Below are 15,974 nucleotides of genomic sequence, written 5' to 3' on the forward strand. Positions count from 1 at the left end.
GCTCCGCCTACAAGCTCACGCCTGCAGGCCGGGCCGGGGAGCGTCTCCGGGCGGGATGTAGATCCGCGTCGAACGCATAGCTCATGACGTCACCCGCAGACCCCGGCGCAGGTCTTCCAGTTCGTCGGCGGCCATCCGCATGGTCACGGCAGCATCGGTGACCATCTGCGAACCGTGGAACGTGCCCGCGTAGGCACGCAGTTCGGTCGGCACGTTGGCGTGCGACAACCGCCGTGCGTACTCCATTCCCTCATCGCGCAACGGGTCGAACTGGCAGACCGTCACCACTGTCGGCGGCAAACCCGACAGGCCCGTGGCACGCGCGGGCGCGGCGTACGGCGACACATCCGCCGTGCCCCGCTTGCCTTCACCCAAGTACGAGTCCCAGCTGAAGATCGCCTTCGGCCGATTCCACAGTGGAGTGTCGACGTATGCCCGCATGGACTCGGTCTCCAGCCGGTCATCCAGTTCCGGGATACCGAGATGCTGGAAAACGACGGCGGGACCGCCACGGTCGCGGGCGAGCAACACCGTTCCCGCGGTGAGACCGCCACCGGCACTGCCGCCCGCGACGCCGATCCGTGCTGGGTCGATGCCGAGTTCAGAAGCCTTGTTGGCGGTCCACACCAGCGCCGCGTAACAGTCCTCGACCGGCCCGGGGAACGGCGTCTCGGGCGCCAGCCGGTACTCCACGGACACCACGACGATGCCGAGTTTGTCGGCGTACTTCAGGCACGCATTGTCGGTCATGTCGATGTTGCCGCCCACGAATCCGCCGCCGTGGATGTACACCAGTCCTGGTCGCGGGGCGTCCGAGGCGGGCGGTGTGTAGATCCGGACGAGGACGTCCGGTGCGCCGGCCGGGCCCGGGATGAACTCGTCGCGCGTGTCGATCGGCCTACTGGGTTCGTACGCAGGCATTTGGGCACGGATCTCGGCCATCCGACCGCGCGACACAAGCAGATCCTCGTAGGTCTCCAGCGGGATGTTCGGCAGCACGTCGAGCCATGGCAGCAGCTCGGGGTCGAAGGCGTAGCTCACGAAGCCACCTCCAGGCCTCGGCGCAGGTCTTCCAGCTGGTCGGCGGCGGCGCGCTGAGTCACCGCGGCGTCGCCGACCAGGCTCGAGCCGTGGAAGGTGCCCGCGTAACCCCGCAGTTCGGTCGGCACATTAGCCTGCGACAACCGCCGCGCGTACTCCAACCCTTCATCACGCAACGGGTCGAACTGGCACACCGTGACCACCGTCGGCGGCAAACCCGAAAGATCCGTGGCACGCGCGGGCGCGGCGTAGGGCGACACGTCCGCAGTGCCCCGCTTGCCTTCACCAAGGTATGAGTCCCAGCTGAAGACGGCGTTCGGGTAATTCCACAGTGGAGTGTCCACGTACGCCCGCATGGACTCGGTCTCCAGCCGGTCGTCGAGCTCAGGGATCCAGAGGTACTGGTAGCTCAGCGCGGGACCGCCGCGGTCACGGGCAAGCAGAGCCGTCGCAGCCGAGAGGCCACCGCCCGCGCTCTCCCCGCCGACCGCCAGGCGTGCCGGGTCGATGCCGAGCTCAGAAGCCTTGTTGGCGGTCCACACCAGCGCCGCGTAACAGTCCTCGACCGGACCGGGGAACGGCGTCTCGGGCGCCAGCCGGTAGTCCACCGCCACCACGACGATGCCGAGCTCGTCGACGACCGGCATCGCGAAACGGTCGGCCATCTCAAGGCCGCCGATGACGAACCCGCCGCCGTGGATGTAGAACAACCCCGGCTGAGCGCCTTCCTGGCCAGCCCGCCGGTAGACCCGGACGGGAACCTCGGGTGCGCCGTCCGGGCCAGGAACCAGTTCGTCTCGAACGTCGATCGCGTTCGTGGCGTCGTACGGGGGCAGCACGCTGCCCATCTCGTCCAGGCTGGCGCGTTTCTCGGCGAGTGATTCCGCGTCCGTGAGCGCGATCGTGGGCAGCATGTCGAGCCAGGGGAGCAATTCAGGGTCGATGGCGTACTTGCTCATGTCCCAAGGCTCAGCCATGGGCACATCGTCACGCACCAGCCACATGGCGGCGATTCGGACATCCTGCCCCGACAGATGGCGGTGGCGTAACCTCGCGAGAATGGAGGGCCTGCTGCTGCGGCTGTCGTCACTGGATGCCGACGCCGAGAACGCGGTGCGGGTGATCGGCTTCTTCGACCGGCTGATCGCCACCCGGACCAGCCTCGACGCGATCGTGCGCAAGGCGAGCGGGCTGGCCGAGTGCCCGCTCGGTGTGTCCTCCCCCGCTCGGGGCCTGCAGGTAGGCGGCCCCACTCCGGCGCACGCGACCAGACGTGAGCTGGAGGACGGCACGATCGTCTGGCTGGCCCGTGCGGGCAAGCCGTTGCCGTTGGACGACATGGTGCTGGAACGCTTCTCCATCGCGGTCGCGTTGTCGCTGGAGCTCAGCCGGGTTCCCTTGCCCGCGCTAGGAGATCCAGCACTGGTCGAGCTCGTCCTGTCGGACAGCGCGGGCGAAGCCGAACGGTCCCGCGCGTTGCATCTGCTTGAGCTGAAGCCGACAACTCCGCTGCGTGTCCTGGCCGTGAAAGGCACCCCTACCGGGCTGTCCGCCGCGCTGGGCCCGTTGCACGCGGTACTGGCGACGAACGAAATTCCCGACCAGGACGGCGAAGTAGGCATCAGTACGCAGGTGCCCGCGATCAACGCACCGGCCGCGTGGGCCGAAGCGCGGACTGCGCTGCGGTTCGCGAGCGTCAGTCACCCGGCCGTGCGCGCAGACGACCTAGGCAGCCAGATCGCACTGGCTTCCCTGCCCCGCGAGGAAATCGCCAAGCTGCCTGACGTGATCGCGCTGGACGCCTTGGACCAGCAACTGCTGACCGTGCTCGCGGCCTTGGCCCGCACCAACTCCAACCGCAAGGCAGCCACCGCGATTCACCGCCACCACAGCACGATCCCGGCCCGTATCGCCCAAGCCGAGACCGCGCTGGGCTTCCCGATCGACACGCCAGCGGGCCGGTTCCGCCTGCACCTCGCGCTCGTCCTGCGTCACCTGCGCGACAACTGACCGCCGCCCTTCCCGGCCCCGATCCGGTTGGTCACTCCGGGGCCCACGGCAGGGACGATCCGGTGTATTTGGCCACCCTGACATCGCCGGACCGGGCGTGTCCCTCGAAGGACTCGACTCGCGCGGTGCGGCCGAGCAGCTCACCGAGTGCCACGCTGGCCGCCTTGTCGGTGATCTCTTGGTACGTCACGGTTTTGAGGTACTTGCCGACCCAGAGACCGCCGGTGTAGGTCGCGGCCTTCCTGGTCGGCAGGGTGTGGTTGGTGCCGATGACCTTGTCGCCGTAGGAAACGCCGGTGCCTTCGCCGAGGAACAAGGCCCCGTAGTTGCGCATCGAGGTCAGCGCCTGGCGCGGGCTCTCGGTCAGGATCTGGACGTGCTCGCTGGCGAACTCGTCGGCGAGGCGGAACGCTTCAGCGAGGTCGTCGACCACGATCACCTGGCCGTGATCACGCCACGCGGGCCCGGCGAAGTCCGCGGTCGGCATCCCCGGGAGCAGCGCGTCGATGTGCTTGATGACTTGCCCGCCAAGGGTTTCCGACGTGGTGATCAAGATGGCCGGTGAGTCAGGGCCGTGCTCGGCCTGCGACAGCAGGTCGACCGCGACGATGAACGGATCCGCGTGCTCGTCGGCCACGATCAGGATCTCGGTCGGCCCGGCCAGCAGGTCGATGCCGACGTCGCCGAACAGCTGCTTCTTCGCCTCGGCGACGTAGGCGTTGCCTGGCCCGGCGATCAGGTCGACTTTGCCGATCGTCTCGGTGCCGATGGCCATCGCCGCGACCGCCTGCACGCCGCCCAGCAACAGGATCTCGTCCGCTCCGGCGAGGTGCATCGCGGCGATGGTCGCGGCCGGAACCTCACCGTGGATCGGCGGAGTGCACGTCGTCACCCGCTCCACCCCTGCCACTTTGGCCGTCACGACGGTCATGTGCGCCGAGGCGACCAGTGGATAGCGCCCACCAGGTACGTACGCACCGGCCGCGCTGACAGGAATGTTCTTCTGGCCAAGGAACACGCCCGGCTGCGTCTCGACTTCGAAGTCCCGCAACGATTCGAGCTGCCGCTGCGCGAAGTCCCTGACGTTGTGCTGCACGGTGCGGATGTCGGCCAGCGTCTGCTCGGGGACCGTGGCCACGATGCGGTCGATTTCCTCGGCGGAGAGCCGGAACTGCTCGGGCGACCAGTTGTCGAACTTCTCGGAGTACTTGCGGACAGCGGTGTCCCCGTTGTCCCGGATATCGGCTATCACGGACGCGACCGTCGCGCAGACCGCCGCGCGTTTCTCGCTGTCGTCCGCCGCGCTGACTGCGGACTTCATGTGCAGAACCATCGTTGTCCTCCACAGATTCAGTTGAAAGGCGTGATCCGGACGCCGCCCTCCCCATCACCTGCGTCGATCCTACGGCGAGCACACCGAAAAGGTCGCCCTTAGGTCAATCGGCCACGACCTTGGCGTAGCAGACAGACAGCGGGTCCTGGTCGTACGGCGGGAAGTTCGGGATGCGCGTGTACCCGAACTTCTCGTACAACCTGATCGCCTCGGGCTGACGGATGCCGGTCTCCAGCACGATCCTGCGGCCCCCTGCCGCACGGACCGTCGCCTCGGCGGCGTCCAGCAACAGCGGTGCGATACCGGTACCTCGCGCCGCCGGCAGTACGAACATCCGCTTGAGTTCGAAGTCGACATCGCCTTTTGGTTGCACGGCAACGCATCCGATCGGCTCCTGGCCCCGGAACGCCAGAGCGAACCGGACCTCGGACGTGATCGGCATCGGGCCGATCGCCTCGTCGTTGTAGCGGCCCCGCAGTTCCTGGTCCAACTCGGCGATCAGGGCCTTGAGCCGGATGTCGTCCGGCTCGGCCGCGGTGACGTACACCAGGTCCTTGGCAAACGAATGGTCGATGTACATGCCCTCGCTGAACTGCTCGACCTCGACGTACCCGGTCTTGCGGTACAACGCGATCGCTTCGACCAGGTCGCGCCGGGTGTCCAGCCGCATGGTGACCGCGTCGTGCTCGCGTGCGACCTTTTCGGCCGCGGCGAGCAACGCCTGCCCCACGCCCCGGCCTCGAGCATCCGGAAGCACGTACATCCGCTTGACTTCCGCGAAGGGCGGAATGTGGAAGTCAAGCCCGACGCAGCCGAGGATCTCGTTGCCGTCACGGGCGATCAGCATCACCAGGTCGTCACTTGGCTCGTCGCGCATGGTCTGCTCGATCTCGGCCGGGGTCGCCGGCCTGCCGTGGTAACGACCGATGATGTCGGCGTAGTACGCCCGGATGACGGGCAGGGCCTCGGTCGGGTCAACTGGGGTGATGTCCACGGTTCGATCGTCAGGGCAGCGTCAACATTATTTCCTGCGCATGTCGGCACTCGCACCGACTACGTCAGGAGCCTGTCAGATCCTTGGCGAAGCAGACTGACAGCGGGTCCTGGTGGTTCGGGATGCGCGTGTACCCGGATTTCTCGTACAACCGGATCGCCTCGGGCTGACGGGTCCCTGTTTGCAACACGATCCTGCGGCCGCCCGCATCCAGAACCACGGACGCGGCGGCTTCCAGCAGCAGCAGCGCGACACCGGTCCCCCGCGCTTGCGGCGCAACGAACATCCGCTTGAGCTCGAAGTCGTTCCCTTTTGGTTGCACGGAAACGCATCCGACCGGTGACTGGCCACGGCAGGCGAGCACGAACCGGGCCCCCGGCGGAACTGGCGACGGCCCGATGTCCTCGTCGGGGTAGCGATCCCGCAGGTCCCGGTCGAGCGCGGCGAGCATTCCGGCAAGCCGGGGATCGCCGCGCCCGACCGGTGTTGTGTACAGCAGGTCCTTGGCGAGCCAGTGGGCCACGAAGTCGTCGTCGTTGAACGGATCGACCTCGAGGTAGCCGCATTTGGCGTACAGGCCCCGTGCCTCGACCAGGTCGTCGCGGACATTGAGGCGCATGGTCACCGCGTCGTGCCGCAGTGCCGCTCGTTCTGCCTCGGCCAGCAGCGCCTGCCCCACTGCGTGGCCACGCGCTGCCGGGGTCACGTACATCCGTTTGACTTCGGCGAACGGCGGAATGGACAGGTTGAGGCCAAGACAGCCGACCGGTTGCGCGTCCACAGTGGCCACCAGCATCAGCAGGTCGTCGCTCGGCTCGACGCGCACGATCTCATCGACCTCGGCCGTGGTCATCGGCCTGCCGTGGTACCTGCCGGCGATCTCGGCCCAGTACTCGCGCAGCAGCGGCATGGCTTCAGCCACCGACACAGGAGCGATGTTCACGATCCGATCGTCACGGGCCCGTCAACACGTTTAGCGGGGCCACGGCGTGAAGACGAGCGCGACAAGCAGGAGCAGCACCAGGAATCCGCCGAAGCACCGGATCGCGATCCGGTTGCCGCGCTCGTCGAGGACGGTCGCGGCCCTGATGACCACGGCCGCCCACAACCAGAACCAGACGAAGCCGTCAGCCGTAGTACCGACGCTCACGGATCTTCCTGTCCGCCATGAGCACTAACAGGGCACTGCCGAACCCACCGGACAGGATCTTCTCGTCGAGGTCCTTGCCGGTGACGGCCAGCGCGATGCCTGCCGCGCCGCCAATGGCATCCAGCTTCGCCGCCGCCTCCGCGGGCAGGGCCAACGCGAGGAGGAACGGATCAGCGTCCTCCATGCGATGCACGGCGGCCACTCCCGCCATCGTCGTGCCACGGAAGAACACCGCGAGCCACAACAGGGCACGCAAGATCAAACGCAGAGCGAACATCAACATCTCCTCAGCGGATCGGCCGGTACTGCAGGGCGATGACGACGGCGAAGAAGATCAGCAAGGCGCTGCCGAGGCTTCCGAGCAGGAGCTTCTCGCCGAGATCGGTGACCAGGCTGGCAGCGACGACACCGGCGAGCCCGCCGACGACATCGAGCAAGAACGCCAGACCCAACGGCAGGAACAGCAGGTAGTCGTTGCGTTCGGCGGCGTCGCGGTTGGACTTGCGGATCACTCCGTTGACCGCCACCGCGGCCAATGTCGTGACTCGGCAGAACACCGCGAGCCATAACAAGCCATGCAAGACGCATTCCATGGCCACTAGCATCGGCTCGAATCGGACACTCTGTCAAGACAGATTGTCCGGACACTGTGTCCGGCTCGCGTGGGGCTCGCGTCAGTAGGATCCGGGCATGCCGTCGGTGACCCGCTCGAACAAGACCGCTCGCAAGGAACGCCGGGACGCGATGGAGCAACGCGTCATCACGGCGACCGAACAGCTGGTCAGGGACGGCGAGAGCTTCGCTGAACTGAGTGTCGAGCAGCTCGCGAGCGCCGCGGGCATCTCGCGGTCGACCTTCTACGTGCACTTCGAGGACAAGGGCGACCTCGCTCGCCGGATGACCAAGGGCGTCATCGCCGAGCTGGAGGGGGTCTCCGGCGAGTGGTGGGCCACGGCTGACCGAGCCGACCGCGAGCAGCTCCGGACGGCCGTCAACGCGATCATCGACGTGTACCAGCGACGCGGAGCCGCGTTCACGACCGTGTCGCAAGCGGCCGCCTACGACAGCACAGTCGCCGAGGAACTACGCGGGCTCATGCAGCGGCTCATCGTGGCGACGCGGGACGCGATCGAGCTCGGCCAGGCCGCGGGCGTGATGCGCCCGGTCGAGCCCAAAGAGACCGCCGCCGTGATCACCTGGATGATCGAACGAGTCGGACATCAGCTGCTCAGGCAGACCGACCCGAGCGGCCACGCCAAGATCGCCGACACGCTCACCGACATCATCTGGTCCACCCTGTACCGGGCCTGAGCGGCCAGCATCACAGCGTCACAACTTGCGAGGCGATCACCCACGGGCCAGTATTTGAACTGACCAGTCAGTTCAAATGAAGGGCCAGAGCCGTGCAGATCCGAGCCGAGCGAGTCGGGGTGGACGGCCCGCACGGGCCGCTGCTACTGCCGACCTCGCTGAGCGCGCGCGAAGGGGAAGTCACGCTCGTCACGGGCGAACCCGGCGCCGGTCACACGACGCTCGCCCTCGCGTTGGCTGGGCGGATCCGCCCGTCCCACGGCACGGTCACGCTCAACGGTGAGCAAGACGCCTCGAAACTGCGCAAGCACGTCGTGCTGGTCGACTCACCCGGCGTCAACGAGCCGGAAGACGGCCTGAAACTCAGCGACGCGATCGCCGAGGAGCTGATGCACGCGGGCCAGCGCGCGAACCGCAAAGCCGTCCGGGAATGGCTGCGCACGCACGACGCCGAGCAGTACGTCAGCGAACGCGTCGACAACGTCCCGCCGCAGGTCCGTACGCGCCTGCTGGTCGAGGCGGCGAGCTCGAAGCCCGATGTGCGGGCCCTTCTGCTCGACCAGCCGGACCGGCACGTCAGCGACGCGCAGAACTGGTGGCCACAAGCGGTTTCCCAAGCCGAACGCGGCCTCGCGGTCGTCGTGCTGTGCGCTCCGGCCACGGCACAGACCCTGCCTGCCGAAGCCGTCCTGATCGGAGCTGTCGAAGAATGAGCGCCCTTCGCTTGGCGGGCAACGAACTCCGCCGCGTCACCGCGGGCAAGCTGCCGAAGCTTGCCGTGCTCGCCCTTGTCCTCGTGCCGTTGCTGTACGGCTCGCTGTACCTGTTCGCCAACCACGATCCGTACGGCAGGCTCGACCACATCCCGGCCGCGTTGGTGATGGAGGACGAAGGCAGCCAGGAGCTGGGCAACGCGGGCGACAAGGTCGCCACGAAGCTCCAGGATTCCGGTGCGTTCCACTGGAACCGGGTCAGCGCACAGGACGCGGAGACCGGCGTGCGGGACGGCAAGTACTCGTTCTCGATGACGATCCCGAAGGACTTCTCCGCCGCCCTTGGCTCCAGCAGCGCGTTCCAGCCGCGCCAGGGCCTGATCACGGTGACCACCAACGACGCCAACAACTACCTGGTCGGCACGATTGCCGACAAGGTGTCCAGCGAGGTGCGCCAGTCGATCACCTCCGAGGTCGGGCAGACCGCGGCGGACAAGTTCCTGCTCGGCTTCGGCACGATCTACTCCGAGACCCAGCAAGCCGCCGACGGCGCGGGGCAACTCGCCGACGCGACCGGCAAGGCCCGTGACGGCTCGGCGCAGCTGGTCGACGGCCAGCGCAAGCTCCTCGACGGCGCGACGCAGATCTCCGGCGGGCTGAGCGAGCTCAGCACCGGCCTGAACACGTTGCACGACAAGACAAAGGACCTTCCCGCGAACGCGCAGAAGCTCGCCGACGGAGCCGCCCAGGTGGCCTCGGGCAACGCGCAGGTCGCGGCGCAGGGCCAGCACATCGCGGACGTGGCCAAGCAGTTCGTCGGCGGTCTCGACCAGTTCAACGGGGATATCGCGGCGAAACTGCGGGCCGTGGGCTTCACCGACGAGCAGGTGCAGCGCGTGATGAGCACGTTGGGACAGGCGCGCCAACCGATCGACGACGCCAACGCCAAGGTCCAGAACGCCGCGACGCAGCTGAACAAGCTCGCCGCGGGAGCCAAGCAGGTGTCCGATGGAGCCGCGCAGCTGGCCGCCCAGTCCCCCGCTTTGGCCGACGGCATCAGCAAAGCCGCCGCGGGCGGCACCAAACTCAACACGGGCGCGGCCGAGCTGGCCAGCGGCGAGAAGACGGCTGTCGACGGCCAGGTGAAGCTGGCCGACGGCAACAAGCAGATCGCCGACGGCATGGCCAAGCTCAACGACGGCCTGCACCAAGGACTCGGCAAGATCCCGCACCCCGACGACCCGACCCGCAACGCGACCGCGCAGACCATCGGCAACCCCGTGTCGATCAGCACGGTCAGCGACGTGAAAGCCGGCAGCTACGGCGCCGGGCTCGCCCCGTTCTTCTTCGGCCTGGCGACATGGATCGGCGCGTTCGTGTTGTTCCTGCTGATCAAACCGTTGTCCAGCCGGGCGATCGCGGCCGGGCAGCCCGCGTGGCGGGTGGCCATCGGCGGCTGGCTGCCCGCGGCCGGGCTCGGCATCGCCCAGGTCGTCCTGCTGTTCAGCGTGGTCACCACGTTCGTCGGGATCGACGCGCACCGGCCGCTGGCCGCGTTCGGGCTGCTGGCGCTGGCGTCGCTGTCGTTCACCGCGATCCTGCACGCGCTCAACGCGCTCTTCGGTGCGGTCGGCAAGTTCCTCGGCCTGGTGTTGCTGATCCTGCAGCTGATCAGCTCGGGCGGCACGTTCCCGTGGCAGACGTTGCCGGACGTGTTGTACCCGTTGCATTCCGTGCTGCCCATGGGATACGTGGTCGACGGCATGCGGCACCTGCTCTACGGTGGATCAATGGTCAGCGTCGGTGAGGACGTGCTCGTGCTGGTGGCCTACCTCGTCGGCGGTCTGCTTGTGTCCACAGTGGCCGCCCGGCGGCAGCGGGTGTGGACGCCGTCCCGTCTCAAGCCGGAGCTGGTGTTGTGAGCCCGCGAACCCAGGCAACGAAACAGAAGTTGTTCGACGCGACCCTTCGGCTGGCCAACACCAAGGGCATGGTCGGCCTGACGGTCGACGACATCGCTGCCGAGGCCGGTGTCGCGAAAGGCACGGTCTACTACAACTTCGGCAGCAAAGACGGTCTGATCGACGCGTTGCTGCGCTATGGCGTGGACCTGCTGGCCGAACGGTTACGCAAGGCCGAGGAAGTCGAGGACCTCGTCGACGCGGCACTGTCGTACTTCGCCGACTACCCCGCGTTCGCCCAACTGCTGGTCAGCGAGCTGTGGCGGACGCCGGGCCAGTGGCACGAAACGTTGACGCTGCTGCGCGACGACATCGTCTCGATCGTCAAGGAGCACATGCAGCGCCTGGCCGACGGCGGCAGGCTGCCGGAGGGCGTGCAGACCGGCACGGCCGCGTCGGCGTTGTTCGGCACCTTGCTCGTGGTCGCGCTCGACTGGCAGGTGTTCCAGCCGCAGCGCACCCGCGACGAAGTCCGTGAATCGGTGATGTTGCTGGTCAGGGGCCTCGGCCAGAATTAGTGAGATTTCCGGGAACCTGCCGGTCCACCCACGCCTCATGTCTGGTGAAGAGAGGGGGCGGATTGTCCGACCAGTGGTTCGCCGAACTGTACGAAGCGTCCTACCGACGCATCGTCGTGGCGACGTATGGACTGGTCGGAGATTTGGGCGAGGCGGAAGAACTGGCGCAGGAGGCCTTCGCCATCGCCTACGACCGTCGTCGTCGGGTGCGTGCCACCGACAACCCGGAAGCGTGGTTGTACACGGTGGCCATCAACCTGGCGCGGCGACGGTGGCGCAGACGCAACACGCTGGACCGGTTGTTGCGTCGTGAGACGCCGGCACAGCCCGTGGAATCGCCGGACAGCTGGGCCGGTGAGCACCTGGAGCTGCACGCGGCGATCAAGAAGTTGTCCTACGAGCACAGGGCGGTTGTCGTGTTGCACTACCTGGCCGACATGCCGGTCGACGAGGTGGCCACGACATTGGACATTCCTGTGGGCACGGTGAAATCCCGGCTCGCCCGAGCGCGGGCGGCGCTCGCCACCACGCTCGGCGTGCACCGGGAGGTGGAGAATGCCTGATCTTGACTTCGACGGGTTGCGCAACAACCTGCACGACTCCGTCCAGCAACCGCCCGTGAGCGACGTGATCACGCGCGCTCAGCGACGGTCCAGCCGTCGCCGTCTCCAAATCGTCAGCGCCGCCACGGTCGTTCTCGTCGTTGGGGCTGTCCCGTTGCTACGACTGGGGGTGCAACGGGACACGGCTACGCCGCTGAGCCCGTCGGACCAGAACTTCGTGGTGTCGATGGATTTCTACGACCTGACCAACGGCTTCGTGCTCGGCGGCTCCTGTGAGCACCGACCGATCTGCGATGCGTGGGTGATGGCCACTGGCGACGCGACCGACTGGGAGAAACGGACGGCTCCCCCGATCGAGACCGGTTTCAGCGGTCAGCAGGACCGCTTGGTCGCGCTCGGCATCTCCACGTTGATCATCGACGACCACCGCCCGGGCAACGTCGTGAAGCGCTTCTTCTCCAGCGACGGCGCGCGGACGTGGCAGGAAGTGCCGACACAGAGCGGACCGACGCCGTACACCAAGTTCGCTCCCTCGACGATCCTGGAATGCCATGACGGCAAGGTGACCGCGTTGCTCCCGGGCAACGGCCACAGCGTCGAGCTGGCCAATCAGCCGCCGTTCAGGGTGAAGTCGTGCCAGCCGTATCCGGACCAGCGCAAGACCTGGTGGGTCGCCGGAGTGGACACCGCGACGGACAAGTCGATGGTCGCTTCCACCATGGACGGCGAGACGTGGACCGCAAGCGCGTTGCCGTCGTTCACGCCTCCACCGGCCGAGCAGATCACGTCGGCCGACTACCCGGCGATCTCGGTCACGACGTCCCCCACCGCTGTCTACGCGACCGTCACCAACCCCGGCGACTCCCCCGCCGACCTGGTCGCGATCTTCCGCAGTACCGATTCAGGCGTGACATGGCAGCAGACCTGGCAGGCGGCGGAAGGAAAGCAGCCAACGAGTATCTCTGGCGTTCCCGTCGCCGGAACCGACGGAAAACTGCGGATTTCGCAATATCCACGGGTCACGAACGAGGTATGGACCAGTGCCGACGGCGGCAAGAGCTTTGCCGGCGAACCGAGTGAGAACGCGGCGGACGTGCGCTGGATCCGGATGGGCTATTTGGCCACCCGATCGGACAGCTCGTCCACCGGCCAGTTCCTGACCTCATACGACGGAATCCGATGGCGGCCGACAAAGCTGCAATTCCCCTAGACATCGCCGGGCGCTTGTGCACTGCCCAGATGCACGGGCTGCCCGGCGAGCCGGGTCACGTGTGCGTGATCACAAACATCACTCCCCGTTAGAATCACAGAAGCACAGGACTTGTGCGGGTGGTATCACCGCTACGAAACTGTTCGCCAGTTTCGTCGCGGCTGGGGGTCCATGTGACAAAGGGGTTCAAGTTTCGCGTACTCGGTCCTTTGGTGGCCGGGGACGCCGAGCTCGGGGGTACGAAGCCGCGGGTGTTGTTGGCGACGTTGTTGTTGAACGCCAACCAGACGGTCACGTACGACATGCTGACCGACGCGCTGTGGCCGAACCGAAGACCTCGGTCGGTCGCGGCGAATCTGCGGACGTACGTCAGTTCGCTGCGCGCGAGCTCACCGGAGATCAGTGCGCGGATGCGCACCGACCGGCTCGGGTATTCCATCACGATCGGTCAAGGCGAGCTTGACCTGGCCGAATTCACCGAGCACGTCGCCAAAGCCCGTCAATTCCGGGCCGCTGGAGCCTTGGCCGAAGCCGCCGGGCAACTGGAGAACGCGTTGGCGCTGTGGCGCGGTGATCCACTGGCCGACCTGCCGGGAGTACACGCCTGGGGTGACCGGCTCGCGGCATTGGCCGAGGCCAGAGTGGTTGCCACGGAAGAGCTGCTCGGCCTGCGCGTGGCGGAAGGGCGCTACCAGGACGCGATCGCCGAACTGCGGCCGTTCCTCGCCGAGCACCCGTTCCGCGAGTCCGGCTGGCAGCAATTGCTGCTGGCTTTGAACGGCAGCGGGCAGCAGGCCGAGGCACTGCGGACGTACGCCGAGATCCGCAAGCGCCTGGTCACCGAACTGGGTGTGGAACCGGGACCCGAGTTGCGCAAGGTGCACGCCGCGATTCTCAAAGGCGAAGCGCCGCAGCAGGAACCTGCAATGGTCCGCGCGGTGCCGCGGCAGCTGCCGCAGGACGTCCCGGACTTCACTGGACGCGGCAAGCACATCGCGGCGATGCGGGCGATCTTCACCTCCGGCGACGACAGCGCGTCGGTCGCGACAATCGTCGGATCACCGGGCGTCGGCAAGACGTCGTTGGCCGTACACGTGGCGCATTTGTTGAAAGAGGAGTTCCCCGACGGCCAGCTGTACGTGGATCTGGCCGGGACGACGAACAGGCCGCGGACCGACAAGGAAGTCCTCGGCAGCTTGCTGCGTTCGCTGGGCGTGACCGGGGCGGCGTTGCCGGACACCGCGCACGACCGGGCCACGCTGTACCGGTCGCTGGCGTCGGAAACCCGGATGCTGGTGTTGTTCGACGACGCGGCCAACGCCGCTCAAGTGCAGGGTTTGCTGCCGGCCAGCAACTGGGGCGTGCTGGTGACGAGCCGTCAGCGAATGGCGGAACTGCCTGCCACGCACCAGATCGAACTGGACGTGCTGCCGACGTCCGAAGCCGGTGAACTGCTCGGCAAGATCGCCGGGCTTGACCGGGTGAACCGGGAACCCGAAGCGGCCGAGGCGATCCTGCAGTCGTGCGGGTATTTGCCGTTGGCGATCCGGATCGCGGGCGCCCGGATCGCCGGCCGCCGCGGCTGGACATTGAACGTGCTCGAACGACGGCTGGCCGACGAAACCCAGCGGTTGAGCGAGTTGAAAGCGGGCGAACTCGCGGTCAGGGCGAGTTTCGACCTCAGTTACCGTCAACTGCCCGCCGACGCGGCCGCGGCATTCCGATTGCTGGGCAGGCTGGGGCCGAGCACGATTCCGGAATGGGCGGCGGGAGCGTTGCTCGACCGCCAGGACAGCGCCGACCTGGTCGATGTTCTGGTTGACGCGAACATGCTGGAAATAGCGGGCATGGACGCGATCGATCAGCCGCGTTACCTGATGCACGACCTGATCCGCGTCTACGCGCGGGACGCGGCGGAAACCGATGCGCGGCAGTCGGTGAGCCGAGTGGTCTCCGGCTGGCTGGGCCTTGTCGAAACAGCATTGGCCCAGATGCCGGTGAGCATCTTCCGGCCATTGCCATGGGACGGACCAAGACACCAGGTCGGAAAATCCATAGTGGACGCCGTGGCGGCGGCGCCGTTGCACTGGCTGGACGCCGAGCACGAAACGTTGATCTCGGTGGTGGAGCTGGCAGCGAACGAAGGCCTGGACGCGCTGGCATGCACGCTGGCGACAACGTTGGTGCCGTACTTCGACCACCGCTGCCATTTCGACTCCTGGCAACGGGTTCACGAAACAGCGTTGAAGTCGGCAAAGGACACGTTGAGCCAAGCGGCGTTGCTGCGAGGCATCGCCCAGGTGCACCTCTACCGCGACTCGTACAGTGTGGCCGAGGCGACGTACGCCAAGTCCCGCAGCCTGTTCATCGAAGCAGGTGACGCCCTGGGCGAGGGCTTCGCAAGCTGTGGCGTCGGAGCAGCGCGATACTTCCGCGGCCGACCGCTGGCAGCACTGCCGTATTTCCACAAAGGCCTGAACATTTTCGTCGACCAAGGTGACGTGCACGCGGAAGCCTATGCACGACAAGCGATCGGCAAAGCCCAGATGGCGATCGGCAACCACGCCGAGGCAGCGAACTGGCTGGAACGCGCACTGATGCTGTCCCGCGAAGCAGGCGACCGACACAGAGAAGGCCGAGTCCTCAGCGAACTCGGCAGATTGCACGGAACAGCGGGCTACACAAAGAAAGCCGTGCGCTACCTGGAGATGTCCCTGGAGATCCTGCGCGACCTCGGCGACGACCTATGCTCGGCGTACGCGCTGCACTGGCTGGCCGACCTGCACACGACATCCGGGGACTTCGGCCGCGCGGAAGTCGAGGTACGTCAAGCATTGGCGGCGTTCCGCAGGCTCAAGGACCGAAGTGGCGAGGAAAAAGCCGAGTGGACTTTGAACGTCCTGCGCCGTCGCCGGGGCGCCAGGCTGGAGCAGATCACCGGGTAGCGCCTTCCCGGCAGATGTCCTCGCTCGCTGTGCGGGCTCCGTGGCCGGAGGGCCGCCAAAGTTGGTCGCTGTAGCGCAACCAGGTCTTTGTCGGGTGCGGTAGCACAGGGATGGGCTTCGTGGGTGTTCCCTCCGGTATGGCCTGGGGCTTGTCCAACCACGGGGTGTCAGGAGGTCGGCCTACGCGGCCCAGCCCGCAGCGAGAGCGATACCGACCACGGGTTC

16 protein-coding genes are annotated in these 15,974 nt (G+C 66.9%); 8 read left to right on the forward strand and 8 right to left on the reverse strand.

The features are described from left to right. Positions 1–81 precede the first annotated feature (81 nt). Both B9C43_RS20325 and B9C43_RS20330 read right to left on the reverse strand, forming a co-directional pair. Complete coding sequence (locus B9C43_RS20325; RefSeq protein ID WP_084428499.1) at positions 82–1,041, reverse strand: alpha/beta hydrolase; 960 nt, start codon at positions 1,039–1,041, stop codon at positions 82–84. Beyond that, a complete protein-coding gene (locus B9C43_RS20330) occupies positions 1,038–2,018 on the reverse strand; it encodes an alpha/beta hydrolase (RefSeq protein ID WP_235038741.1) in 981 nt (326 codons plus the stop codon). The genes B9C43_RS20325 and B9C43_RS20330 overlap by 4 nt, the downstream gene beginning before the upstream one ends. Positions 2,019–2,100: 82 nt before the next feature. On the opposite strand from B9C43_RS20330, the gene B9C43_RS20335 reads away from it, so the two are divergent. After that, entirely contained in the window at positions 2,101–3,051 is a 951-nt protein-coding gene (locus B9C43_RS20335) for a helix-turn-helix domain-containing protein (protein ID WP_084428500.1), read from the forward strand. Positions 3,052–3,082: 31 nt separating this feature from the next. On the opposite strand, the gene hisD is transcribed toward B9C43_RS20335, so the two are convergent. From hisD to B9C43_RS20360, 6 genes are all read right to left on the reverse strand, one after another. Continuing rightward, positions 3,083–4,372, reverse strand: a complete 1,290-nt coding sequence (gene hisD, locus B9C43_RS20340; protein ID WP_235038742.1) for a histidinol dehydrogenase — start codon at positions 4,370–4,372, stop codon at positions 3,083–3,085. 115 nt (positions 4,373–4,487) lie between these two features. Continuing rightward, positions 4,488–5,378, reverse strand: a complete 891-nt coding sequence (locus B9C43_RS20345; protein WP_084428502.1) for a GNAT family N-acetyltransferase — start codon at positions 5,376–5,378, stop codon at positions 4,488–4,490. Positions 5,379–5,442: 64 nt separating this feature from the next. Continuing rightward, positions 5,443–6,321 carry a GNAT family N-acetyltransferase gene (locus tag B9C43_RS58545; RefSeq protein WP_084428503.1) on the reverse strand — a complete coding sequence of 293 codons (879 nt, stop codon included), beginning with the start codon at positions 6,319–6,321 and terminating at the stop codon, positions 5,443–5,445. Between the two features lie 30 nt (positions 6,322–6,351). Further along, positions 6,352–6,528: a hypothetical protein gene (locus tag B9C43_RS56755; RefSeq protein WP_160096598.1), complete on the reverse strand. Its 177-nt coding sequence runs from the start codon at positions 6,526–6,528 to the stop codon at positions 6,352–6,354. After that, on the reverse strand, positions 6,506–6,805 hold the full coding sequence (locus B9C43_RS20355; RefSeq protein WP_143446471.1) for a hypothetical protein: 300 nt from the start codon (positions 6,803–6,805) through the stop codon (positions 6,506–6,508). Before B9C43_RS20355 ends, B9C43_RS56755 begins: the two co-directional genes overlap by 23 nt. Positions 6,806–6,815: 10 nt before the next feature. Continuing rightward, positions 6,816–7,121 (reverse strand): hypothetical protein, encoded by a 306-nt coding sequence (locus B9C43_RS20360; protein ID WP_084428504.1) that lies wholly within the window; start codon positions 7,119–7,121, stop codon positions 6,816–6,818. Between the two features lie 97 nt (positions 7,122–7,218). Between B9C43_RS20360 and B9C43_RS20365 the strand changes: the two genes are divergently transcribed. The 7 genes from B9C43_RS20365 to B9C43_RS20395 all read left to right on the forward strand — a co-directional run bounded on the left by B9C43_RS20365 (position 7,219) and on the right by B9C43_RS20395 (position 15,749). Beyond that, positions 7,219–7,839 (forward strand): TetR/AcrR family transcriptional regulator, encoded by a 621-nt coding sequence (locus B9C43_RS20365; RefSeq protein ID WP_084428505.1) that lies wholly within the window; start codon positions 7,219–7,221, stop codon positions 7,837–7,839. Between the two features lie 92 nt (positions 7,840–7,931). Next, positions 7,932–8,552: an ATP-binding cassette domain-containing protein gene (locus B9C43_RS20370; RefSeq protein WP_084428506.1), complete on the forward strand. Its 621-nt coding sequence runs from the start codon at positions 7,932–7,934 to the stop codon at positions 8,550–8,552. Further along, complete coding sequence (locus tag B9C43_RS20375; protein WP_084428507.1) at positions 8,549–10,474, forward strand: YhgE/Pip domain-containing protein; 1,926 nt, start codon at positions 8,549–8,551, stop codon at positions 10,472–10,474. Before B9C43_RS20370 ends, B9C43_RS20375 begins: the two co-directional genes overlap by 4 nt. Continuing rightward, entirely contained in the window at positions 10,471–11,031 is a 561-nt protein-coding gene (locus tag B9C43_RS20380; RefSeq protein ID WP_084428508.1) for a TetR/AcrR family transcriptional regulator, read from the forward strand. Before B9C43_RS20375 ends, B9C43_RS20380 begins: the two co-directional genes overlap by 4 nt. Positions 11,032–11,093: 62 nt before the next feature. After that, positions 11,094–11,594: a SigE family RNA polymerase sigma factor gene (locus B9C43_RS20385; protein ID WP_033383139.1), complete on the forward strand. Its 501-nt coding sequence runs from the start codon at positions 11,094–11,096 to the stop codon at positions 11,592–11,594. Continuing rightward, positions 11,587–12,804 carry a WD40/YVTN/BNR-like repeat-containing protein gene (locus tag B9C43_RS20390; protein WP_084428509.1) on the forward strand — a complete coding sequence of 406 codons (1,218 nt, stop codon included), beginning with the start codon at positions 11,587–11,589 and terminating at the stop codon, positions 12,802–12,804. Before B9C43_RS20385 ends, B9C43_RS20390 begins: the two co-directional genes overlap by 8 nt. A gap of 173 nt (positions 12,805–12,977) precedes the next feature. Beyond that, on the forward strand, positions 12,978–15,749 hold the full coding sequence (locus B9C43_RS20395; RefSeq protein WP_160096600.1) for an AfsR/SARP family transcriptional regulator: 2,772 nt from the start codon (positions 12,978–12,980) through the stop codon (positions 15,747–15,749). The last annotated feature ends 225 nt before the right edge of the window (positions 15,750–15,974 follow it).

Origin of the sequence: Kibdelosporangium aridum (genome assembly GCF_900176515.1) — a bacterium.
GTDB lineage: Bacteria > Actinomycetota > Actinomycetes > Mycobacteriales > Pseudonocardiaceae > Kibdelosporangium > Kibdelosporangium aridum.